At 49.6% G+C, this 23,130-nt stretch carries 20 protein-coding genes; 5 read left to right on the forward strand and 15 right to left on the reverse strand.

From position 1 onward, the window contains the following. Positions 1-2: 2 nt before the first annotated feature. The 10 genes from PRIO_RS21165 to PRIO_RS21210 all read right to left on the reverse strand — a co-directional run bounded on the left by PRIO_RS21165 (position 3) and on the right by PRIO_RS21210 (position 11,921). Positions 3-2,342 carry an ABC transporter permease gene (locus PRIO_RS21165; protein WP_020428549.1) on the reverse strand — a complete coding sequence of 780 codons (2,340 nt, stop codon included), beginning with the start codon at positions 2,340-2,342 and terminating at the stop codon, positions 3-5. A gap of 33 nt (positions 2,343-2,375) precedes the next feature. Further along, the gene (locus PRIO_RS21170; protein WP_331709812.1) at positions 2,376-3,668 is read right to left on the reverse strand and encodes an MFS transporter; all 1,293 of its coding nucleotides are present in this window, start codon (positions 3,666-3,668) and stop codon (positions 2,376-2,378) included. Next, positions 3,655-4,305, reverse strand: coding sequence for a TetR/AcrR family transcriptional regulator (locus PRIO_RS21175; RefSeq protein ID WP_020428553.1), 651 nt, complete (start codon positions 4,303-4,305; stop codon positions 3,655-3,657). Before PRIO_RS21175 ends, PRIO_RS21170 begins: the two co-directional genes overlap by 14 nt. Positions 4,306-4,427: 122 nt before the next feature. After that, positions 4,428-5,189: a CPBP family intramembrane glutamic endopeptidase gene (locus PRIO_RS21180; RefSeq protein ID WP_046504585.1), complete on the reverse strand. Its 762-nt coding sequence runs from the start codon at positions 5,187-5,189 to the stop codon at positions 4,428-4,430. 137 nt (positions 5,190-5,326) lie between these two features. Beyond that, positions 5,327-5,878: a hypothetical protein gene (locus PRIO_RS34010; protein WP_020428557.1), complete on the reverse strand. Its 552-nt coding sequence runs from the start codon at positions 5,876-5,878 to the stop codon at positions 5,327-5,329. A gap of 19 nt (positions 5,879-5,897) precedes the next feature. Then, the gene (locus tag PRIO_RS21190; protein ID WP_046504588.1) at positions 5,898-6,851 is read right to left on the reverse strand and encodes a copper amine oxidase N-terminal domain-containing protein; all 954 of its coding nucleotides are present in this window, start codon (positions 6,849-6,851) and stop codon (positions 5,898-5,900) included. 119 nt (positions 6,852-6,970) lie between these two features. After that, entirely contained in the window at positions 6,971-7,576 is a 606-nt protein-coding gene (locus tag PRIO_RS21195) for a hypothetical protein (protein WP_046504591.1), read from the reverse strand. Positions 7,577-7,870: 294 nt separating this feature from the next. Continuing rightward, on the reverse strand, positions 7,871-9,865 hold the full coding sequence (locus PRIO_RS21200; RefSeq protein ID WP_020428562.1) for a chemotaxis protein CheA: 1,995 nt from the start codon (positions 9,863-9,865) through the stop codon (positions 7,871-7,873). A gap of 18 nt (positions 9,866-9,883) precedes the next feature. Then, complete coding sequence (locus tag PRIO_RS21205; RefSeq protein WP_231869730.1) at positions 9,884-10,312, reverse strand: chemotaxis protein CheW; 429 nt, start codon at positions 10,310-10,312, stop codon at positions 9,884-9,886. Between the two features lie 19 nt (positions 10,313-10,331). Then, positions 10,332-11,921, reverse strand: a complete 1,590-nt coding sequence (locus PRIO_RS21210; RefSeq protein WP_046504595.1) for a methyl-accepting chemotaxis protein — start codon at positions 11,919-11,921, stop codon at positions 10,332-10,334. Positions 11,922-12,231: 310 nt separating this feature from the next. Between PRIO_RS21210 and PRIO_RS21215 the strand changes: the two genes are divergently transcribed. After that, entirely contained in the window at positions 12,232-13,569 is a 1,338-nt protein-coding gene (locus tag PRIO_RS21215; protein WP_020428568.1) for an MFS transporter, read from the forward strand. A 6-nt stretch (positions 13,570-13,575) separates the two neighbouring features. Then, positions 13,576-14,331, forward strand: a complete 756-nt coding sequence (locus tag PRIO_RS21220) for a PIG-L deacetylase family protein (protein WP_020428569.1) — start codon at positions 13,576-13,578, stop codon at positions 14,329-14,331. 20 nt (positions 14,332-14,351) lie between these two features. On the opposite strand, the gene PRIO_RS21225 is transcribed toward PRIO_RS21220, so the two are convergent. From PRIO_RS21225 to tnpB, 3 genes are all read right to left on the reverse strand, one after another. Further along, entirely contained in the window at positions 14,352-15,149 is a 798-nt protein-coding gene (locus tag PRIO_RS21225; protein ID WP_020428570.1) for a class I SAM-dependent methyltransferase, read from the reverse strand. A 74-nt stretch (positions 15,150-15,223) separates the two neighbouring features. Next, positions 15,224-16,066: a GNAT family N-acetyltransferase gene (locus PRIO_RS21230; protein WP_020428571.1), complete on the reverse strand. Its 843-nt coding sequence runs from the start codon at positions 16,064-16,066 to the stop codon at positions 15,224-15,226. 212 nt (positions 16,067-16,278) lie between these two features. Next, a complete protein-coding gene (tnpB, locus tag PRIO_RS21235) occupies positions 16,279-17,358 on the reverse strand; it encodes an IS200/IS605 family element RNA-guided endonuclease TnpB (RefSeq protein WP_046504599.1) in 1,080 nt (359 codons plus the stop codon). 247 nt (positions 17,359-17,605) lie between these two features. Here tnpB and PRIO_RS21240 point away from each other — a divergent pair, with 247 nt between their 5' ends. After that, positions 17,606-18,643: an asparaginase gene (locus PRIO_RS21240; protein WP_020429676.1), complete on the forward strand. Its 1,038-nt coding sequence runs from the start codon at positions 17,606-17,608 to the stop codon at positions 18,641-18,643. A gap of 566 nt (positions 18,644-19,209) precedes the next feature. Here the strand turns inward: PRIO_RS21240 and PRIO_RS21245 are convergent. Beyond that, the gene (locus PRIO_RS21245) at positions 19,210-20,232 is read right to left on the reverse strand and encodes an NADH:flavin oxidoreductase (RefSeq protein WP_081487247.1); all 1,023 of its coding nucleotides are present in this window, start codon (positions 20,230-20,232) and stop codon (positions 19,210-19,212) included. 110 nt (positions 20,233-20,342) lie between these two features. Here PRIO_RS21245 and PRIO_RS21250 point away from each other — a divergent pair, with 110 nt between their 5' ends. Continuing rightward, positions 20,343-20,549 (forward strand): hypothetical protein, encoded by a 207-nt coding sequence (locus PRIO_RS21250; protein WP_020430676.1) that lies wholly within the window; start codon positions 20,343-20,345, stop codon positions 20,547-20,549. After that, positions 20,546-21,106 (forward strand): AAA family ATPase, encoded by a 561-nt coding sequence (locus PRIO_RS21255; protein WP_020430678.1) that lies wholly within the window; start codon positions 20,546-20,548, stop codon positions 21,104-21,106. Before PRIO_RS21250 ends, PRIO_RS21255 begins: the two co-directional genes overlap by 4 nt. A 463-nt stretch (positions 21,107-21,569) precedes the next feature. On the opposite strand, the gene PRIO_RS21260 is transcribed toward PRIO_RS21255, so the two are convergent. Then, on the reverse strand, positions 21,570-23,039 hold the full coding sequence (locus PRIO_RS21260) for an amino acid permease (RefSeq protein WP_046504604.1): 1,470 nt from the start codon (positions 23,037-23,039) through the stop codon (positions 21,570-21,572). Positions 23,040-23,130 lie beyond the last annotated feature (91 nt).

Genomic DNA, 23,130 nt, shown 5'->3' on the forward strand with positions numbered 1-23,130 from the left:
TCTCATTCGGCTGTATGCTGTGCGTTACTAACCCTTTTTACCGATAATGTGCTTATTATTGCCGCAAGGCCTACAGTTAGAAGATAACCGCAGGGCAGAACCAGATAAGCCAGCAGCGGTTGAGCCGCAAGCTCAATCCGGGAGGCGCCCATCATCGAGCCCAAGAGACGCACCAGAGCTTCTCCGATTGTACCGGATGCGAATGTTCCACTGACGATCCCAATCGAGGCTACGGAAACTATCTTGGTCAGATACTGCCAGCAGATATCCCGGTGTGTGAATCCCATGCTTTTCATAATAGCAATTTGCGAGGTATCCTTAGCCAGCAGCATCTTCAGGAACAGTGAGGTCATCATGATCGTTACCGCCAGGGAGACAGCGATCGCGAGACCCGTTACCAGTTTCAGCCGGGCGATTGTATTCCCCAGAGTTTGCGATAAATAGCTGTCCAGATGAGTGATTTTGGCTGATGAAAAGCTCTGCTCATACTGCTTCATTTTGTCAGTTGCAGATACCCCCGGTTTGAGATCCAGAGCCACTATGTACCACAGAACATTCTTCCGGTCATAGCCTATGCGCGCTTTGGCGGTCCGGCCGCCATTGGTGATGTCCTGGTAAATCCCGCTCACCGTCACATCCAGCTTTTTGCCGCCGGCCTCCAGAATAAGAATATCCCCTACCTTTTTGTTAAGTTCACGTGCATTCAGATCCGAGAGTGCAATTTCATTGCCTGCTTCCGGTGCGGTTCCATGGAGATATGACAAAGGAAATATAGAAAAATCTCCTGTCTCCACATTAAGATTGGCCCATAAACCGTCATTGCCAAGTACTTTGAACCTGCTGGTAACTAAAGGCGATAAGCGTTCGATGTCGGGATCGTTTTTCAATGCTGAAAGCATAACATGATATCGCTGCTCTGTATCTCCGGCGGACTGCAGATCAATGCGCAGATCGCTTTGCCCTACTCCCATATAGGAAATGAAGTTTGGCGACTTCAGCGTGTGCAAGAGATTAACCGGAACAATGATCAGGAACAAACAGATCACCATCACGACAAACAATATTCCAAACATGCTGAACCGCCGGCAGACATCCTTTATGCCAAGAAATATATTGACGTGCACATACTTTCGCCTGCTTAGCTGGTACCGCCGGTTATGCCTATGCCCCGTTCCGAGTGTGCCTGTTCTTAATGCCTTTGCTGCCGAAATCCGGCCAAACCTCCCAAGAATAATCCTGCAAAAAAACATCACCAGTCCAAAAATCAGTCCTGCGGCGAATATCGGAACCATAATCTTCAGCAGGCTGGCCGGAGCCGTTCCCATATACAGACTGATATTAGAGGTAAACAGCCCCAATACAGCAAATGACAGGCCGTATCCCCCACAGCAGGCGAGCGCCGCCAGGATGAAGTACTTGCCAAAATAGAGCTTGCGGATATCCTTCCTGGAAATACCGATGGCCTTCATGACACCAATCTCGCGGTAGTCCTCCTCCAGAGTGGCAAGCAGGGTAAACCGCAGGCAAAGACAGGCGATAACGATCAGCAGCATACTGGCCGCAATGATGACAATGGCTATGATTCCATCCGTCAGGGCATTCAATGTTTTTAATAAAGGATAGTCAATATTCGGCCCTTTATCCGGCAGATTCGAGGCTTTATACGCATTGCGGAACTCCGCCAACCTGCTGGAATCATTCAGCTGAAATTCAATCAGATATTCAATTTCCCCGAGCTTGCCCTTCAGGAGCCGGTAGTCTGATTCGTTGACCACAAACCGCTTCGAGCTGACAAGAGAAGGATTCATCTGTACATCACGGACAAAATCACTGATTGTATAAATCCATTCATCCGGTCCATCGGACACCTTCACTTGATCTCCGATATGCAGGTTGTTCTGCTGCATGTAGTAGATCGGGACGGCGATATTCCCTTCAGGCACTTCAATGATTTGATTATCCAGATTCAGCAGGTAATCAAACGCTGGATTCTGCCGGACAAAACTGATGTCCATCACACTGCTGCCTTCCGAACGGGTACTTTCCCCCAGGTAAACCCTGGAGCCGTCTATATTCAGCATCTCTTGAGTCTGCTGCTGTTTGACAAGCGGATTATTTGCTGTAAACTCCCGGATGGCATCAGCATTAATCGGCCCCGAATGCATCTGAACGAAATGCGGAGCTTGTGCCTGGACAAGCAGACTGCGGAGCGAGCCGGACAGCTCCACCAGAATATGGGTGGCACTGGCTGCCAGCAATGCGGACAGCATGATAAACAGAACCAGGCCAACGGAGATGATTTTATTTCTTCGGATATCTCTTTTCACCATTTGCAGCAGCATTGTTAGTTGCTCTCCTGTCCATGACCGAAATATTTATTTCATCTTCTTATTGAGAGAACGGATAGATGTCATACCGGAAATCATAAATGCTGCAAACACGATAAGTCCTCCCGCGACCATCAGAAGCAGCCCAATTCCCCGCCCTTCCCCTGTCCCTATAATTCTGCCTACGCTGGATGCCAGCATTCCCCCTTCCTGTAAAAGCGGGTTAAACACTTGATCCGACAGTACCCCGGAACAGGCATAGGCCGCGACATAACCAAACTGGGACAGTACGCCAATAATCCCCCAGGCTCTGCCTTGCACCTCACCGGGAATATTGCTGCGGATCATGACATCCGCACTGGTGTTCACGAATGGCAGGGCTGCAAAGAAAAGGAATCCGGCAGATGTGATCAACGCTGTATTTGTGCTCATTCCCACCAGTGCAAAACACAGCCCGGCCACACCCAGGCTGACCGCCAGTAACCTCACAATGTTGCCCTTAAGGCTGAATATCCCGATGACCAGACTCCCGGCCAGCATCCCAACAGCGCTGATAGATTCGATCATGCCAAGCGTCCTCGTATCCGTAAAAGCCAGCAGCAAGGGGGTAAACAGGGTCTGCAGAAAACCTGCACAAAAAGTCACCATCGAGAGCACGAAAATAAGCTGAAGTACTCCCTGAACGGAAGCAAGTGCTTTCCAGCCTTCCCTCAAATCTTTGAACAGCTGCAAAGGCACTCCCGTAACCGCCGCTGACTTCGGAGTGTTCATACTCCGCTTCACAGCAAAAACGGCAAACACAGTAACCAGAAAGGTGAAAATATCTATAATCAGAATGTTCTTAATATCAGTGATAGCCAGCAAGCTCCCGGCGAGCACCGGGGAAAGAAGATATTTCGAAGATGCTGCAAGCTGGACCAGCCCGCTGGCCTTGGCAAATTGCTCTACGCTCAATAAATCGGTAATGGTAGCCTTATAAGCAGGTTCCAGCAAGGAAACAAACACTGAACTAAGCGCCACGCCCAAACAAATCTGCCCGAGGGAGGGCTCGCCTTCCAGCATCAAAACCAGAATGAACACCAGACCAACAGCCGAGCCTAAGTCACCCGTTATCATCATGAGCCTCCGGTCAAAGCGGTCTGCGAGTACTCCGCCAAACGGACCAAGTACAATCGACGGAACATAAGCGCATAAGGTGACCATTGCAACACTGGTGGCTGTACCTGTCATATGAAAGACGTATACCCCGAGTGCAAAAGCTGTCAAACCGCTGCCTATGCTGGATATCCATTCCCCCATCCATAAGAGCAGGAAGCGTCCATAAGACCTACTGCTCATCATTGCCTGGAGAAGTCTGGCTGAACATTTGCGTGACATAAGCGAAACTTCCCGGTTCTGCTCCAAGCGTTACCTCCATGATGTGGATGAAGGCCTGTATTTTTCGAAGCATTTCCTCGGGTGTCCACATGAAGATTCCTTCATCCAGCAGAAACTGCGAAGCAGCCAGTAAAAATTCCATCGTTTCTTTGGGGTACGGAGTGCGAAACAGCTTTTCCTCTATCCCCTGATTGATTACCTCTGTTAGAACAGGCGTCAACTGCAGAATCGTCTCTGCCAGACTTTTCTGGTGAATCTGTGCATTCTCCGCCTCATGAAACTGCTCAATCATCTTTTCCTTCCGGACTGTATCGGGCTTCTGAGCCATAATAATCTGCAGCAGCTTGTCGTGCACAGTAAGCTTCGGATCGGAGGCTATAGCTCTGGCTGCAGCCACGCCGGCTTCAATAAACCGCATGACCACCGCATCCATCACTTCTTCTTTGGATTTGAAATAATAATAGAAGGTCCCCTTGGCAATCCCGATTTCCTGCAAAATATCATTGACCGTTGTTTTGTTATAGCCCTTTGTAAAAAAAAGCCCCTCCGCTGTATCTAAAATCTCATTTCTGCGTTCAATTGGCTCTTTGGATATTCTCATCAATAACCTCCTCACTCAACTGACCGACCGTCGGTCTATAATAAGTATAGGGATTATTTGGGTGATGTCAAGAAAAAACGGCCAGCCCGCAGGAATACTCCTGTCTGCTGACCGCTTTATTTTTACATAGACAAGCTCTGAGTTTTATTTCTCCGCAATAACACGGCAATTAGATAGATTCCATACAGCAGATAGAGGATATTTAATAGAGCAACTGCCGGAATTTCCATATCCGGATTTTCATTGCAAACCATAGCGAGCGCATCATAAATAAAATGGAAGGCAATCAAAGGAATGATGTTGTCCGTTGTTTCAATTAACAGCGCCAGAACACAGCCCAGCAGCAGCGCATTGATCACTTGAAGAACAATATGTATAAGATCGGTTCCGTTCAGCGCATTGGCCATATGCAGGATGCCAAAAAACACTGAAGAAAAAACAATATAAAATACAGGTCCCTTGAACCGGAGCTTCTCCCGGATGATCCCCCGGAAAATCGTTTCTTCGGTAAAACCGACACAGACGGTCAGCAGAAGAATACTCCCCACCTCGATCCAGGAAAGCTTGGTGTTAATCCCGGCCATGGCCGGCTGAATCAGCGCAATGACCAGCAGTGGAATGTAATAAAGCGCACGCTTTTCCTTTACCCCCTCGAACCTTTTGAATCCGTAGCTGCCACGCGGCCTGCTGCTTCTGCTCATATACACCGTAACAATCACGGCCATAAGGAAAAAAGCGCACGCCTGGGCGAAGCGGCCCCCCGTGTCGTCAAGCTCCATGATGCTCGCTGCCGCTGAGGCTGCCGATACCAGCAGAGTCAGTACTATGCCCAGCATAAGTGAAAATAAAACCGGATGTCCTTTTTTTGCCAAGTGCTCTTTCATAGCTCGTCTCCTTTATAATCATTTGCTGTTTTCATTGGCCCATGAGGCCAATAATGGATTAATTGTAATACTTCCCTTGAAATTATTCTATTAAAAAAAGTCAAGACGCGGGCAGGGTTGCCCGTTTCTTGACTTGCCTAGTGCTGGCCCGCTTCGACACTGATATCGATCTTATGCCCGTCCTCGGTGGTGACATATACTTTCCAGTGCCCGGTCATTCCGCTGCCGTCAGACATGCGAAAGGTTCTTGTCAAGCTCTCTCCCGGCTTCACATCCACAAAACCATACTCGTGTGAGCCACGGGTTACATTAGCAATAACCGTTCCCTGGCTGCCGTTATTTTTAATTTGTATTACTAACTCTTTTCCGTAATCCGGAACGGTCGTGAAAGTATTCTTAAAGCCGCCGCCTCCCCGTTGCCTCATCTCCCGGATAAACAGAACCCCGTCATGAGGAACTGGACCAGAGCCATTCTCCATTTCCAACGCTTCACCCGCAACCTCCGTTAATCCGGTGGCAGCTGATTTTTCCCCTTCGGCCGCAATGCCTGCGGCTCCTGCTGTCTCTTTGTGTTTCCCTGCCGGTTCCCAGGCAAATATAAGCACCAATAGAATCGCAATCATAGTGGTTGTCACAATGACATAGATACGGAACCATCTTTTGCTCATGATCGTATTGGTTTCAGACATACTCCTCCTCCTTTACAGATCATTTGGAATCCACATGGGAATATCCCCTTTGTTCATTAGGTATTATAAAAAAATCCTTTATTGAAGTGATATCATCGTTCATCCCCAGCTCAGTAACCTTGCCTTCCGAATTGACTAGTCCGTACCTAGCAATCCCGCCCATAATAGCCATGTTATAATATACGTACTCCCCAGTAATTTTAGGCCGTATTCCCTCTTCCGATAAAACACCAACATTTCCTTTAAAAGCTAAGCCTTCTTTGTTATTTATGAGCTGAATGTAATCATTCGAGGACCCGATGTTAGCCTGCCAAGTCTTGTAATCGATGTTGTTTTTTATTTGATGATATTCGATTACATCACCGTATAAATAGAAGTATTGATTAGATTCACCTTTTGGAAAATAAAAAACGTCATTGTTATTTACCTTACGATCAGCAGAAGGAGAGGTCAGGGCATCAACTTTTGGTGTCCCGGAAACTGCAGCCTTTCTTCTGACGGACAAGTCGCTCGACTCCAGATCTTTAATGGTTTGATTTGTTGGTTTAGCGATATACACAGTTTGTTTTTGTTGTTCCCAAACAACAACAGCTCCAGATGCTTCACTGATAACCCGAAGCGGAACAAAGACTCTGCCATTAATAATAGAAACAGGAACCTGAATTTCTTTGCGCTCATTACCAATTATGACATATTTGCTATTTAATTTAAATGTTGACGTCTGCTGCGTTATCTTATTGACTACAGTCACTGTCTTTGATGCATTGTCCCAGGATATTGTTGTATTGGGAAGTTCGCTTATAGTTTTTACTGGAACTAATGTAACCCCATTTTTAAGTATTGGAATGACCTCTGTCTTCACAGCTTTACTATTAACGATAATTGAAGGAGTGTTCGCAGCAAATACATCAGTCAATGGCATTAAGCTTAAGAATGCAGCAAGAGTTCCTGATAGGATTTGTCTTTTATTCATACAATGGACCTCCTTGTTTTTTTAGTGTCACTTTTTATTAGACGCTTATTTATGGTAAAAAGTTTCATTAAATAACAATACCCACACATTTCTGTGTAGGTATTGTTATTATTACTTATTTAGTTTGCGTTTAAAGACGCGCTCAGTGGGACATAAGAGTTCAGATTAAAACTAGATGCCGAACCGCTGGGCAATGGAGTATAAGGAACACTGCTATTCCAATCAATCCAAGTACCATCCGTCTTCTGGAGTTTAAGCAATGTGAAGCTTCCTAAGCTATAACTGGAAGCCCCTTGGTCATCTAGACCGAAAACCATTTTAGCAGTGCTGGCACTTCCTAGTACGTCATTCCCATGTGAGTCAAGAATAGAAATGGAATTCCATATCTTTACACCATTAATCCAGACAGAAATAGTATGATTCACTCTGTCATGCAACAACTGAATAGGAACGGTAGCACCTGGAATAATACCAGTGATATCATCTTGACTTGTACCGATTATTGGTTCTCCGCCAGGAGATGTAATCTTAATAGGTGTACGGAATTTGGAACCTGTATACGAAATGCCAGCCTCTACGATCGCGTTACCAAGCCCAAAATACCAATCGACATAACCTCCTGAAACATTCAGGGTTGTTGGAATCTTTATACTGCCTTTGATGCCAATATAGCTAGCGTTTGTAGCAAATACACGAAGTGTTGTCTCGGGTCTGGGTGTTGACATATAAATTCCTCCATAATATGAGATGAGGATTAAGGACAAAGCAACGATTGTGTGTCCTCACTTTCGTTACCACTAATCATCCTCTCGATTATTAGGGAAATTTTAGTAATCATAATACAACCTACTTTTTTGCTGGTACTTACAGGATTCACCTCTAAAAGGTTGAGGAACTGCCCGCTTCTTGACTTGCCTGGCATTGCATAATTTCCTAAACGGTAAAAAGCCGGAAGGATAACACAGCATTTCACTGCGTCCTTCCGGCTATTTACCTGACAGCTCCGAGTATCTATTGAATTAATGACTTACCAGGTAAGCGGCATCCAGGATGAGCGCAACCCGGCCATTTCCAAGGATAGTCGCTCCCGAGAGATGGTTCAGGGTTCCCAGATAAGCTCCGAGAGACTTAATGACAACCTCCTGGTTGCCGATAATCTCATCCACAGCAAAAGCGGCGATCTTATCGACAGATCTGACGATGACCAGCGGGATGGTCCTGGTGCTCCGTTCCGCCCGGGGATAATGCAGCTTGTCCCTCAGCCAGGAGAGCGGCACAATCCGCCCGTGGTTGATTATCGCCTGCTCTCCCTGAACGACCTGAATCTCTTCCGGGGCGATGCGCACAATTTCGGCAACATTGTACATTGGGAGAATCAGGACCCGGCCGGCAACCTTCACAAGCAGTCCCTTGATAATGGCCAGCGTGAGCGGAAGCCGGATCGTGAAGACGGTCCCTTTGCCCGGCTCTGTTTCGATATCGATAATCCCATTCAGCCGTCCGATCTGACTGCGCACAATATCCATGCCGACTCCCCGGCCGGAGACCTCGCTCACCGCTGAGGCCGTCGAGAATCCGGGCTCAAAGATCAGATGGACCGCCTCCTGGGCGGTCAAGTAACCGGCCTGCTCCTCGGTAATAATTCCTTTGCCGAGTGCCGAAGCTTTGATCTTACTAGCGTCGATACCTTGCCCATCATCTTCAAGGCGGATGACTACATGATTCTCTTCATGAAAAGAAGTCAGGGTAATCCTTCCCTTAGCCGGCTTTCCTTCAGAGATGCGTACCCCGGGACTCTCGATCCCATGGTCCGCGCTGTTGCGGATCAAATGGATCAGGGGATCACTTAGCTCCTCGATAATCATCCGGTCCAGTTCGGTTTCACCGCCCTGGATCACCAGCTCAATGTCCTTGTCCAGCTTCTGGGCCAGATCCCGGACAAGCCGGGGGAAACGGCTGAACAGCTGATCAATGGGCAGCATTCGCGTCTTCATGACACCATCCTGGAGTTCCTTGATAATACTGCCCATGTGATCCGATACGCTGCTAATGTCCGGAAGAACTCTGGCCGGATCTGAACGCTGACCGGCTGCGCTGAGATCGGCCAGGGAGGTCTGCTCAATCAGCAGCTCACCAACCAGATTCATCAGATGATCCAGCCGCTCCACGTTTACCCTAACCGTTGGATGCATGCCCTTTCCGCGTTCCTCAGCCTTCGGGTTCCCCTGCTGGGTAGACGCCTCTGGGGCATGCTCTATCTTTTCCGCTTCTTTGGACTGCTTAAGTTTGAACGGAGCAATATCCAGACTCTGAATATCAGAATCGTCACCAAGCTGGTCCTGAATCTGCTGCTGCTCCTTCATCGTGGCTGCCACTACGGTAAATCTGCCATAACGGTCATCTTCATCAGTGCCCGGAGCTGATGCAGGGAAAAGAGAAACGGCAATTACTGTTCCGCATACAGCCTCCATCCGCTGGAGCAGGATAAAATGTCTTGCGGCCTTCATCAGACAGTCTTCCTTCAGCGTGATGCTTACAGCGATCAGCTGCTCTCCTGCGCCTACAGCCGACTCCGCCAGAAGCGTCTCTGCCGCGCTCAGAACCGGGAGCGGGAGCCTGTTCCGCTCCGGTTCGGCAGGCTTGCCGAGCAGTGCCTTGATCTCGGACACCACACTGCTGCAGTTGGTATATTCACTGCCGCTGATATACTCTGTCCGCAGCAGCTTCATCGCATCCAGCGCACGGAACAAGGTGTCAATCAGCACGGAGGTGATCTCAGGTTTCTTTTCCCGTACCCATTCGAGGATAAATTCCACTTCGTGGGTCAAATCACTCATTTCCTTGAAACCCATGGTGGAAGAAGACCCTTTAATGGTATGCGCAGCACGGAAAATGGTCTGAATCAGCTCTGCGGACGGCGATTGCTCCAGGGCCAGCAGCGACTGGTCCATCCGTTCCAGCTGATCGTTCAACTCTTCGATAAAAATATCGCGGTAGGCAGACAGCTCCATCATTATCAATCCTTCTCCTTCCTAACCGCCCAATATTTCCTCAAGCTTCAGAATGCCGATCAGCTGGTCCTCGCGTTGACCGATGCCCAGAAATACCCCTTCCCGGCCCCGGCCTTGTCCACTGGAAGGAGGATGTATTTCTCCATAAGTGGTGACTTTATTCACCTTATCTACAATGAGTCCCACAAATTCATCCCGGTAACGGACCACCACAATCCGTGTGGCCCGGGTATACGGCTCATCAGACATGCCCAGCAGATTACGCAGACTCATCACGCAGACTACTTTGCCGCGGAGATTGACGACCCCCTTCACTTCATTCCGGCTGAAGGGAATGTCCGTAATGGTGAGCATTTTGATAATTTCATGCACTTCCTCGATGCGGATGGCGCAAGTTTCCTGGCCTACGGCAAGCTCTATATATTGTTCCTTCTGCAGCGTTGACATCATAACACCTTCAGTCTGTAGGTTAGTGGGTTTTGAACGCGGCTGCGGACTGGGCAAGCTCCTCAGCGAGCTGGGCCAGGGACTGGCAGGTCGCTGCTGTCTCTTCCGATGCAGCGGCTGATTCTTCACTGGAGGCCGCAATGGATTCAACCGAACTCATCACTTCGGCCGCTTGAGCGGATTCCTCTTCACAAGCCGCAGCAATTTCATTCACCTTGAGCGAGGACGAGTTCACCATGCTGATAATTTGCTCAAATGCCTGACTCGTCATCGAAGATTGCTCAACGCTCTCGGCAACAGCCCGGACACTTTGTTTGGTGTTCTCCTGCATGGCCTTAATGATTTTGGTAATTTCCTTGGTTGCATCACTGCTTCGTTCCGCCAGTTTGCGCACCTCGTCGGCAACGACTGCAAAGCCGCGGCCCTGTTCCCCGGCACGGGCAGCTTCAATGGCCGCATTCAGTGCCAGGAGATTGGTCTGCTCGGCAATATCGTCAATGACCTCAATGATGTCACCGATTTTGCTGGAGTCCTCTTCGAGCTGTGTCATCTGGTAATTCACGGCCTGCATGCCCTGCAATGAGGTTTCCACCACATTACCGCCTTCGCGTGCTGTTCTGACCGTTTCATTGGACAACTCGGCAGCTTCCTCTGCACTTACCGCGACAGAATTGATCGCCACAGACAGCTCTTTGAACAGCTCGGTAATATTTGCCGACGCCACCGACTGGGTCGTGCTGGTGCTGGCAATTTCTTGTGTGCTCGCGGAAATCTCCTCGGAAGAAGCGGCAACACTCTGCGAATTCATCACGATGCCATTAATCAGATCCTTCAAATTATCCACCATCCGGTTCAGCGCACTCGCCAATTGCCCAACTTCATCCTTGGTAGAGATATCCGCCCGCTGCGTCAGATTGCCGCTGGCTACCTCGGTAGCCAGACCCAGCATTCGCATGAGAGGTTTGGAGATCGATCTGGCAATGATGTAGCCAATAAGCACGCTTACGATTACTGCTCCCACAACTACAGAGATGGTTAAGATCAATGCGGAAGAATACGTGGATTGGGAGTGGCTGTTCGCTTCATCCGCCAAGTCCACATTCACATCAATCAGACCCTTCAGATTGACGACTACTTTTTCTCCTTGCGGTGTCAACTGCGATCTAAGGAACGCATTAAATTCGGTCGGGTCGTCCTGTTCCGCCAAGATTAACGCCTGGTCAAACAGTTTTTGATATTCCCCATATTCAGTATCAAAACCACGCAGCAGCTCCTGTTCTTTCAGCGTAGTTGCAAGCGGCCGGTAGCGGTCCACCAACTTATTAATTTCCTGGCGTGTCGTTTCAATTTTCTCCTTGTAGCCGGACACTTCTCCACTTACTGTTGTAGTGCTCATATCCCGCAGATATACTCTCATGGTCTGGTAGTTGATCTGGGCTGCGGACAAGTCCCGGACCGAGATCAGATTGTTGCCATACATCGCCTTCATATTTCCGTTGGCATTGCGCAGCGTGGAGATTGAGAACACGCCAAGTCCCGCGAGAATCAAGGACACAATTAAAAATGCGGAGATGATTTTTGTTGCTGTTTTTAGATTACCGAACCATTTCATCTGAACTCCCCCTATTGTTAACAACTCATGTCCGGCTTGATGCTCATGCGTCCTTGCACTCCCCCTGCATGTCATCAGGACAACTTAAGGTATATTTCGACATTTTTCTCGCTTTTATTAATAGTTTTTATCGAGAATAGTTATATATTCCTAATTCAATATTCCTAATTATACACATTCATATCTATTTCTTATAGACGGCTATCCAACTGAACATTACGCTTGACAATAAATGCGAAAAAGTTATAAATAAACATAATTACAAAGAACCGGATTCTCCCAAATAATCTAGTGAAAAGAGGGCAGCCGATTGACAACAAAAGTATCTTTGGCTGAAAAAATGGTGTTCTCCGGCGGATTGCTGGGCCAAAATATGCTCTACAGCTTCATGTCGATGTACATCCTGTTCTTTTATACGGATCTGCTGGGCATATCCACATCGACAGCCAGTGCCATTCTGGTTACCGCAAGTATTGTTGACGCCTGCCTGGACCCGGTCATGGGGATGATCACGGATAAAACGCGGTCCAGGTGGGGGAAGTTTAGACCTTATCTATTGTTTGCCCCTGTTCTGATCGCTGCCGCGACTGTCCTATGCTTCATGGATTTTGACACTTCGTCTGCTCTCACCGTAACCATTGCAGCCTTCTCTTACCTGCTGTGGGGGATGCTCTACACTGTCTGTGATACTCCGCTCTGGGCGTTGTCCTCTGTTATTTCCAAAGACCCGGCGGAACGGACGCTTGTGGTCACTTTGGGCAAAATCGGGGGGACCATCGGTGCGGTGGTCATCACCATTGGCGGCATTCAGCTCCTGCTCGCTTTCGGCGGCGAGCGAAGCACCAAGGCTTATCTGTATTCTGCAGTGATCGTGGCGGTCATTGCCGCACTGTCCATATTTCTGACGGGAATGCTTTCCCGGGAAAGAGTGGTCCCCTCTACGGAACGGATTTCTTTCCGGAACAATCTGCAGACCGTGTACAAAAACAAGCCCCTGCTCACCCTGCTGGCCTCTTTGCTGATTATCAATCTGGTCACCGGCATCAGACAGAGCATTCAGCTCTACTATGTAGTTTATGTCTGGGGAGATGCCAGTTATGGAACCCAGGTGGGAATCAGCCTGGTAGCAGGCATGCTGCTCGGCATGATTGCAACGCCCAGGCTGCTTGGTTACTTTTCCAAGAAAAGCGTATTCATCGGGTCCTGCATTCTGGGCAGCCTCTCCTGCCTTGTACCCTATCTCTTTGGGGACCAGAATGTTCTGTTTACGCTGGTGTTCTTTGGGGTCAGCTTCTTTTTCTCGGGAATAACCACTATAGTCAGCACATCAATGCTGCTGGATACGATTGATTATTCCGAGTGGAAGCTGGGCTTCCGGGGCGAAGGGATTGTGTTCTCAACGAACACCTTTATCACCAAATTCAGCGGGGCTGTGTCTAGATTAATCATCGGGGCAAGTCTGGGAGTCCTGAACTACGTGGAGAACCAGCCGGTTACTCCGGGGCTCCGGCATGGCCTGAGCCTGGTAATGTTTTTGCTGCCCGCACTCTGTTTCCTGGCTGCCATTATTCCAATTCTGTTCTATACGATTAGCGACAAGCAGCGGACACAGATATTGATGGATATTCATTCATTAACAAAGGAGTGATTTAACATGGATTCATCTATCCTCTACAGCCTGATGTCTCCTCCCGGTCTCACGGAATGCCGCAGAATATTGTGTATTCAGCCTCACCCCGACGACAATGAAGTGGGGATGGGCGGAACGATTGCCGCTTTTGCCGCAAAGGGCTGCGAAATTCATTATTTAACAGTGACCAACGGGGATTTAGGCAGCAGCGACGGGAAAAACTCTCCCGCCGAGATCGCTGTGATCCGTTCCAGAGAGCTGGAGACGGCGGGACGTTCGCTTGGTGCCACCGTATTCCATCAGCTTTCACACGGTGACGGCACACTTGAGCATATTCCGGCGCTGGCGGCGGAAATAGCCGAGATCATCCGCACCGTCCAGCCTGATGCGGTATTCTGCCCTGATCCTTGGCTTCCCTATGAAGCCCACTATGATCATATCGTGACCGGACGGGCGGCGGCACAGGCCTTCCTCTCCTCGGGTCTTGCGCTGTATCCCCGCGGGACAAGCACCCGGCCCTGGCAGCCCCAGGCGCTGGGATTCTACCTTACCTCGGAACCGAATACGGTCATCGATATTACCAGCTGCTTCGATCAGAAGCTGGCCGCCATGGCGCTGCACAGCAGCCAGTTCAGCGGGGAAACGCTGGCGCTATACCGGCTGTATTTCATGGAGAAAGGACGCCAGCTGGCGGAGGGAAAGGATTTTGAAATCGGGGAAGGATTTAAGGTCCTGTCGCCGCTGCACCTGCATTGCTTTGTGGATGCCGGACTGGTGTAGGGAGATCCAGAAGGTTGGACTTATGTTTTGCGGCATAAATAGAGTCCATGATTGCTCATTCCGAGTATCGAAGGCTCCGTACATGTTCTCAAATGATAATCCACCCATATATTGAATTGTTCCGTAGTCAAGCCATTGAGCGTTTCACGCAGCAGGATGCTTATGCCGTCACTCGCGGCGTGCACCAGCTTTTGTGTCCCATAGGCTTCAATTAATGCCTCAATTTCACCGGGAGTGTGAAAAAAGGCGTCTGTCCAGAAGCAATCCGCTTCCGTCGAGGAAATCTGTTTCTCCTCCAAAATCGTTTGTATCCACCTGGTGTCAAGGAAGCCGGGATCACTTTTGACAAGATGCGGGTAAATAAACAATCTATTCACATATGCTGCGGCAAGCAGGCCGCCCGGTCTAAGAACCCTCAGACATTCCCGGATGCATGTATCCTGGTCCGGAATGTCTGTAAGGTGATACAAAGGTCCCAGGCACAATACAGCGTCAAAGCTCTCGTCCGGATACCGGGAAAGATCGGTGGCGTCTGCCATAGCGGCAGTGATATTGGCGTATCCTTCGTCGGATGCTCTTTGACTAATGATCTCTACATGCTTTGGGGTCAGGTCCGTGGAGATCACGGTGTGGCCCTTCTGTGCATAATAAAAAGTATAAATTCCTGCTCCGGCCCCAAGATCCAGAATTTGCGAATCCCCCTTGAGGTACGTGTCCAGAAAATGGGTAGTTGTGATAAACTCTAGTCTTCTTGCATGATCCGTTGTCAGTCGGGCTGCCTCATTGTACCGGTCATAATAGTTAATGATCCCCTTCATGATTCCCTCTCCTCTTCCAGACTCTTGTCTTCTGCTGATTCTATTTGCTGAATTAGGTAAAGGCTGCTCTCCCATCATAATGCGAGCCGGTAATAAGGCAGCGTCACCGACGGCTTGAAGCCCAGCTTCTGTGCCAGATAATAAGACCCCTGATTCTCCAGGCGGCAGGCCCATACTGGCTCCAGACGATGGTCAAGGCAATAATCGATCAACGCGGCGCATACGGTAAATGCATACCCTTTTCCCCGTGAAGCTTCCGCTGTCTCTATCCCGATTTCGAGCTGATCCGCCGTGATGCAGGACGAAAACGCAGTAGAAGCAACCCCGCCATCCTCCAGGATACTGTAGCCGGCGCCTTCAGCCACAAAATGTTCTTCATCCCGCCAAAAAAAACGCGGAAGCACTGAACCGGTCTGAGCAAAAAAATGCTCTTTTCCCGTTCGTACCAGGTCTGCTTCCTGCTTGAAGAACTGCGCCCGTGCTGCACAATAGGCTTCACGGTCAAAGCTGAAATTCACTCTGGTATTTCTTACTATGGCCCGGTAATTGTCCTGCCCGGATTCCCCGCTGCCTGCCGGCAATGTGCTGTTATGCGCAGCAGCTATAGCATCGATCTGCTCACTCCAGCCTCCGGCCGGATCTCCCTGCAGCCACTCTGCCTGTATGCGGTTTTCCGCTCTGCCCGTTATGTAATCCGACAACCAGTGATGAAAATCCGGATTCGCAGCACTTCCATAGACCAATGACATTCCATAAGGATGGACGACATAGAACGCACCCGGCTTTTCTTTGCTGTCGGCATACACTTTCCCCGGAATACGCTGCTCCAGCACAGCCCTGGCGAAGAGTGTATTTATTTTCACTTGATCCAGCGCAGGCAACCCTCTGTAATAGTCTTGAACCTCCAGTTCAATCATCTTTTAGCCCCCTTCAGGAGATTAGTAATTTTCCCCAGTATACTATATTCTGATTTACACTATGAGTTGGAATGTTTGGAAGGATACGTCTCATATCAATAATGGGAGTGAACTACACACCACCTAAGAGGTGGGTGCTTCTTGGTCAATAGAGCTACTGCTCCAAGTTTACCCAAGCTTAGAGGCTAGTTCCTAGCCCAATCGTTGCCATCTTATATGGCTAATTGTATTAAGTTTTTAGCTGCGTTTACATCTCTGTCGTGTTGTACACTACATTCAGGACAAGTCCATTCACGTACCGCAAGGTTCTTCACTTCTGCGTTTTTATAGCCGCAGCAGGAACATCTTTGGCTGCTCGCAAAGTGTTTTGGGGCAATCATCAATTCTCTACCGTACCATTCTGATTTGTAAGTAAGCATCTCTCTGAACATGCTCCACGATACTTCGGATATGGCTTTCGCTAATTTGTGATTCTGCATCATTTTCTTTACACGCAGGTCTTCCATCACGATCACTTGGTTTTCGCGTATCATTTGGGTTGACGTTTGGTGCAAGAAGTCTTTACGCTGATTCGCTATTTTTTCATGAAGCTTGGCGACCTTCAAACGTGCTTTATTTCGGTTATGGCTTCCTTTCTTCTTTCTCGACAAGTCCTTTTGCAGTTTGGCTAATCGTTGTTCAGATTGACGAAGATGTTTCGGATTTGCGATCACTTCGCCACACGAAGTAATCGCAAAGTTTCTTAGTCCCAGATCTACGCCAATCTTCTTTTCTGTTTTTGGCAAAGGAGCGATATCTGTTTCTACCCGTACGGAGGCAAAATATTTTCCTGATGGTGTTTTGGATAGGGTGCAGGATTTGATTCGCCCCCAGAATGGACGATGTACCTTGATTCGGATTCTTGTCTTTAGTTTCGGAATTTTAATCGTTCCAGCTTTGGTGGCTATCGTTCCGTTTTGATTGTTCGTTGTGAAGCTATTGTTGTTCGTTTTCTTGCTTTTGAATGTAGGGAAACCCACGTTCTTATCCCGAAAAAAATGCCTATAGGCTTTCTCCAGGTTGAGCTGAACGTTTGCTAAGGCCAGGCTGTCCACTTCTTTCAGCCACGGGAATGCTTTCTTGTACCTGGCAGGTGTATTATGGAGCATTTTCTCCGTTTGTTTATAGTGTTCGATCTTATCCGCAAGCATTTTGTTGTAGATAAAGCGGACACATCCGAACACCTTTGCCAGATATTGTTGTTGCTCATGGGTGGGGTAGATCCGATACTTATGCGCTTTAAGTACGAACATGCCTCGCAACTCCTTTCCAGGAATTTACGAATCCATCATAGCACAAATGTTCGTATTTATGGAAGAAAATTTCCTTTAGATAAGAAAGACCGTTGCCATTCATCCCACCATTTTAGAAATGGGGGAATTCTGACAACTGATGGTTAAAAAACAGCCTTACACCGTTAATCGTATGTTATAATACATTCAGCCAATTTCTATTAATTAGTCCTATTAAAAAATGATCTGACTTGAAAGGATATAAGCGATGATTATTCCAGTTCCAGAAGTGAATTTTACAGCCTCCCCTTTCTATAATCCCAGCCTCAAAAATGTGGTCATTCTCGCCACCGGGGGTACCATTGCAGGCAGCGGCGAAGCGCATAAAACCTTGAATTACGAGCCTGGTGCTCTGTCGATACAGGATTTGCTGGACAGTGTCCCCCATCTTGAACGTGTAGCCAATTGCGCAGGAGTACAGGTCAGCAATCTGTGCAGCGCCGATATAACCAGTGAGCACTGGCTGACCCTGGCAGCCTTGATTAACACTCTGGCACTCCGTGAAGATGTGCATGGTTTTGTGATCACACACGGCACGGATACCCTGGACGAAACGTCGTACTTTCTTAATCTGGTAATCAAAACGGATAAACCCGTCATCATTACCGGCTCCATGCGCCCGGCTACGGCCATCAGTCCGGATGGACCGCTGAATTTGTACCAGTCGGTAGCCCTGGCGGCCAACCCGGAAGCTTCCGGCCAAGGCGTCATGGTTGTGTTTGCCGAAGGGATCTACAGCGGCCGGGATGTGCAGAAGGTCAACACCTTTAAGGCCAATGCCTTTGATGAACGGGATTTTGGATGTCTCGGCTATATGCGGGACAGCGAGGCTTTTTTCTACACCAGATCGCTCAAAAAGCATACCACCGCCGCCCAGTTCGACATTTCTGCCCTGGAACAGCTGCCGCAGGTGTCCGTAGCCTATTTCCATGTCGATGCTGATCCGGGAATTCTGGATTATCTGGCTACCCTCTCCAAAGGCATTGTCATTGCCGGAGCAGGCGGAGGCATCTACAGCAAACCCTGGATCGATAAAGTCGGCGAGCTCAAAAATAACGATATCCCCGTTGTCCGCTGCTCGCGGATTTCCAGCGGCATTACGCTGAAGGATTCCTATATCGACCTTTCTGCCAATTCGATTCCCTGCAACAGCCTGGTGCCGCAAAAGGCACGAATCCTGCTCTCGCTGGCGCTGACCCAAACAACGGGTTATGAGGAAATCGCTGCAATGTTCAATGAATACTAAGTTCTTCCAGAGCAAGGGGCTATCCCTGCCAGCCACATGAAGGATGGTACTCCCGCACGCTTGTTAATCCGTATATAACCATTGAAACCATTACTCCAAGGGTGGGCTTCAATGGTTATATTTAGATTATTCGGAGGAACGACCCAAACCAAGAAGAACAAAAACGGCTGTGCCGTCCTCCACGGGACAGCGCAGCCGTCTTGGTTCTAGCGTTACCGGGAGAACGACTCCCCATGAATCCTACGGCAACTCTTTAGGTACAAAAGGTACACTAATTTGCCGGATTACCCTACCCTCGGGCAGATGAAGTGGAAAAAGGGACACTAATTCAGCCCATTTCGCCATTGGAGCAGAAATGTGGCCCAATTAGGTTGACTTTTTCCACTTCAATCTCAGGATTTCTTAATTTCCGGAAAAATAAGGTCCCTTTTTCCAACTAGCACCTGCGAAGAAGCCGGTAAAGACGGATCGCCCTATTCCTTTGCGATCGATCCGCAGCCGTTACGGACAGGAGAGCCGTTATGGATAGAAGATTCGTCTATTCCGCAGGACGGACTGAGTGCAAATTAGAACAGAACAGCAGTGGCTTCCGGTGTAAAAGCCTTAATCTCGTCTACCCGTCCTTCGCGTATTTTCTTGGCCCAAGCCGGATCGCCGAGCAGTGCACGGCCTACGGCGATAAGATCAAATTCTTGACGCTCCAGCCGTTTCAGCAGCTCTTCCAGCCCATGCCGACCCGCCTCTCCATCTTCTGACGGCTCGTCCTCCATCCCGACGGAGCCAACCGTGATGGTTGTTTTCCCGCTGAGTTTCTTAACCCATCCGGCCAAGCTAAGCTCTGAACCTTCAAACTCCGGGTCCCAGAAACGGCGCGTTGAGATATGGAAAATATCCACACCTGCCTTCACCAGCACATTCAGAAATTGCTCCAGCTGTTCCGGGGTACCTACCAGCTTCGCAGCGTAATCCCCCATTTTCCATTGGGACAGCCGCATTGAGACCGGATAATCCGGACCCACAGCGGCGCGGACGGCCTGAACTACCTGGATAGCGAATTGGGTACGCTTGAGGAAATCACCGCCATAGCGGTCAGTGCGCTGATTGGTTTTTTCCCAGAAGAACTGGTCGATCAGAAAACCGTGCGCACCATGAAGCTCAACACCGTCAAAACCTATCTGCTTGGCATTCGCTGCCGCATTGGCAAAAGCCTGAATAACGCCCGCAATTTCTTCTTCTGTCATGGGTCCGGTTACCTGTCTGCCTTCCAGATCCAGCCCGGACGGGCCAATTGACGGGGCTTCCGGGAAGGGCTCAGCTCCCATTGGACGAATCATCCCCAAATGCACAAGCTGCGGAAAAATAGTACCTCCGGCTTCATGCACCTGCCGGACGACTTCTCTCCAGCCGTCCATAGCAGCTTCCCCATAGATGCCCGGCAGTCTCGGCTCACTGCTGGCCGCCGGATGGTCAATAACGACACCTTCCGTGATAATAAGTCCCACCTCATTCTCCGCACGGCGGCGGTAATATGCGGTGACATCCTCTCCGGGAACACCCCCGGGTGAAAAAGCCCGCGCTACCGGCGACATTACAATCCGCCGGATTTGTTGTTTAAGCAAAAGCTGAAAGAAACTGTCGCGCACCAAGAAATCATTTGTTGTCAAAACAACAGATGCTTATAATAAGAAGGGATATTTTCTTGTATGAAAGGAGGGATCTGAAAGAGGCCGCAACAGCAGCAACCATGATAAGCTGGTCGGTCTATGGCTTAACCTACCGCTGGAATATGGAAGGAAGAAAAGAATCTCCGGCAGACTTGGCTCAGAGAACAGTGCCGCTGATTGCGGATGGAGTCCCCTTCCTGCATCCCTTGGGCAATCATGCGGGAATGGAGAGGTACAAATGAAGAGATTAGTGATCATTACTGTCGGGAAAACACATAGCGGAAAAACTACTTTTGCCCAAAAATTAGAGCAGCACCTGCACAACTCAGTCGTAATTGACCGTGATACCCATGCTGAATTTATCAACACCTATTATAAGAGCATGCTGCCAAAACAAGGTGCCAACACCCTTAAAAACGCCATCTCTCGGACAATTATTGATTATGCAGTCCATGAAACCGATTTGCATCTTATCTTATGCAACGCTAACCGCGGCCGCAAAGGCCGATTGGATTTGCTCGAATATTTTCAACCCGAAGGTTTTGTACGCGTACTTGTTCATTTTGATATTCCCGATCAGATTCTTGAAGCCCGGGTAGCCGGCAGTCAGCGGAGTACAGCTATTTTCAGGAGTGCGTCTACCTTTGAAGAAGTGCTTCTCCGGCAGCAAGCCGAAACTGATCATGGGGATGTTATAGCACCGGCAGAAGATGAAGCGGACTATTTGTTTGTGATTAAGGATAGTAGTGAAGTTCCAGCTACTTTGCAAAAAATTGTGGATATTGCTCAAAACTTGTGAGGAAGTGGCGCTTCCCCATTCCATCCTCTCCTTCAGCTCCGTCGTGGCAGAGCCCAAGTGGAAAAAGGGAACTTAAATCTTCCCCATCCCGGTTCCCGACAAGCTTTAGTGGGAAAAAGGACAACTAATCCAGCTGATTTCCATCCTTTCGGGTGAATTCACTTAAAATAAGTTTACTAATTCCCACTATTTCCTCAGTTGAGCGCTTAGAGGCTAATTTAAGTTTACTTATTCCACTCCACTTTCCCGCAGAGCCCTGTCTTCCTCCCCTTCAACCTTTTGAACACCAAGGCCCTCTGCGAATCACAGGTTAAGCACGATAACAGCACGATTGGATTGCAATCCCATTTGGCCCCTTTAAATTTCCCGCACTGGCAGTAAATCATGAGTTCCTACTCACCGTAAAGAGGCACGCACATTTGTGCGTACCTCTTACTGACCACACTCCCGGCCCTGCACCTTTTTACTTTCCTTGCTTTATCCCCGCACCTTTTTTTATCCCCTGACCCCGCTCCCGCTTCCCTTCGAGCTCTTCTGCTGCCTCCATCTGAATCCTTGCCGCAGGCACCGGCAGAGGCCGCCTCTGATACCTGCCAGTGTCCCTGGCCTTCCGTAGGGCTGTGAGCGCATAGATTCCTGCAAACAACACAACAAACATCACACCCGCAGCAAGTCCTCCGCCCTGGCCGGGGATCAGCGGCATACTGGCCAGAATCGCCACCAGGCTTACTATGGCAATCCATGAGGTGTAAGGATATCCGCGCAGCCCATGGTGCCTGATCAACGGACCGCCATGACGCTTGCGCAGCCGGTAGTGGCTGGCCATGATAATGACATAGGAGAACAGCAGCGAGAAGCCTCCAGAGCTGACCAGAAAGAGATATACGCCCTGCGGCAGCAGCATTCCGAGCCAGAGCCCCGCCAGCATCGCGCCGCCGGAGATAAGAATGCCCCGGTAGGGAATGTCTGCACGGTCCCGCATCCATGCGGGAGTATGCCCTTCTTCCGCCAAAGAGCGGAGCATCCGGCCCAGGCCGAATACTGAAGCCAGCATGGTGGACAGGATAGCGGATACCAGGACAATATTCATGACCGTTCCGGCCCAGCCAAGCCCGTATAGGCTTAACGCCGACACGAACGGGCTAACCTGCTCGGATACCCGGGCAGGGGGCAGCAGCAGGAACAGCCCAATGATAGCTGCCAGATACAATCCGACCAGGAGCACAATGGTATACCGGATCGCCCTGGGAATCGTTACGCCCGGATTCCCCGTCTCCGAGGCCGCCAGCCCAAGCACCTCGAAGCCTGCGTAGGTAAACATGACCATCAGCATGCTTCCGGCGATTCCGGCAATCCCGCCCGGAAATAAGCTCTGCCCGCGCACAACATCAAGGCCTACCGCACGAGCGCCTCCCGTGCCGAAGCCTGCGATCAGAGCCGCAGCAATCAGCACAAAAGCGGCAATGGCAAGCAGCTTAAACGCAGCGAGTCCGCTCTCCAGCCTGCTCAGCCGTTTGGCGCCCAGCAGGTTGAGCAGCGTCACTCCCGCGATGATCCCTGATCCAAGCAGCGCAAGCGGCAAAGCGGGAAACCAGCCGCGCAGCAGGATGGACACCGCTGTAGCTTCACTGGACATCGCGAGTACAAGGCCTGTCCAATAGACCCACCCGACCGTGAAGCCCGCCCCCCGGCCAAAGGCCTGCTCGGTATAGGTCCGGAAGGACCCCGCTACCGGATTCGCCACTGTCATTTCCGACAGCGCGGACAAAATGAAATAAACGAGTATGCCTCCAATCACATAGGACAGCAGCACAGACGGCCCCGCTGCGCGGATCGCCACGGACGAGCCCAGAAAAAATGAGCCGCCAACCACCGTTCCCAGCGCAAGCATCGTCAGCCCCCACGCCGATAGTCCTTTTTCCTCTTTCCCCATACAGCTGCCTCCCCGCTCTTTTTATGGAGAGTATCTGCAATAAGCGGGGAATTTACCCATGGAAATTTAACAGCTGCCGACTAATGACGTT

This window comes from Paenibacillus riograndensis SBR5 (genome assembly GCF_000981585.1).
Taxonomy (GTDB): Bacteria; Bacillota; Bacilli; order Paenibacillales; family Paenibacillaceae; genus Paenibacillus_AQ; species Paenibacillus_AQ riograndensis.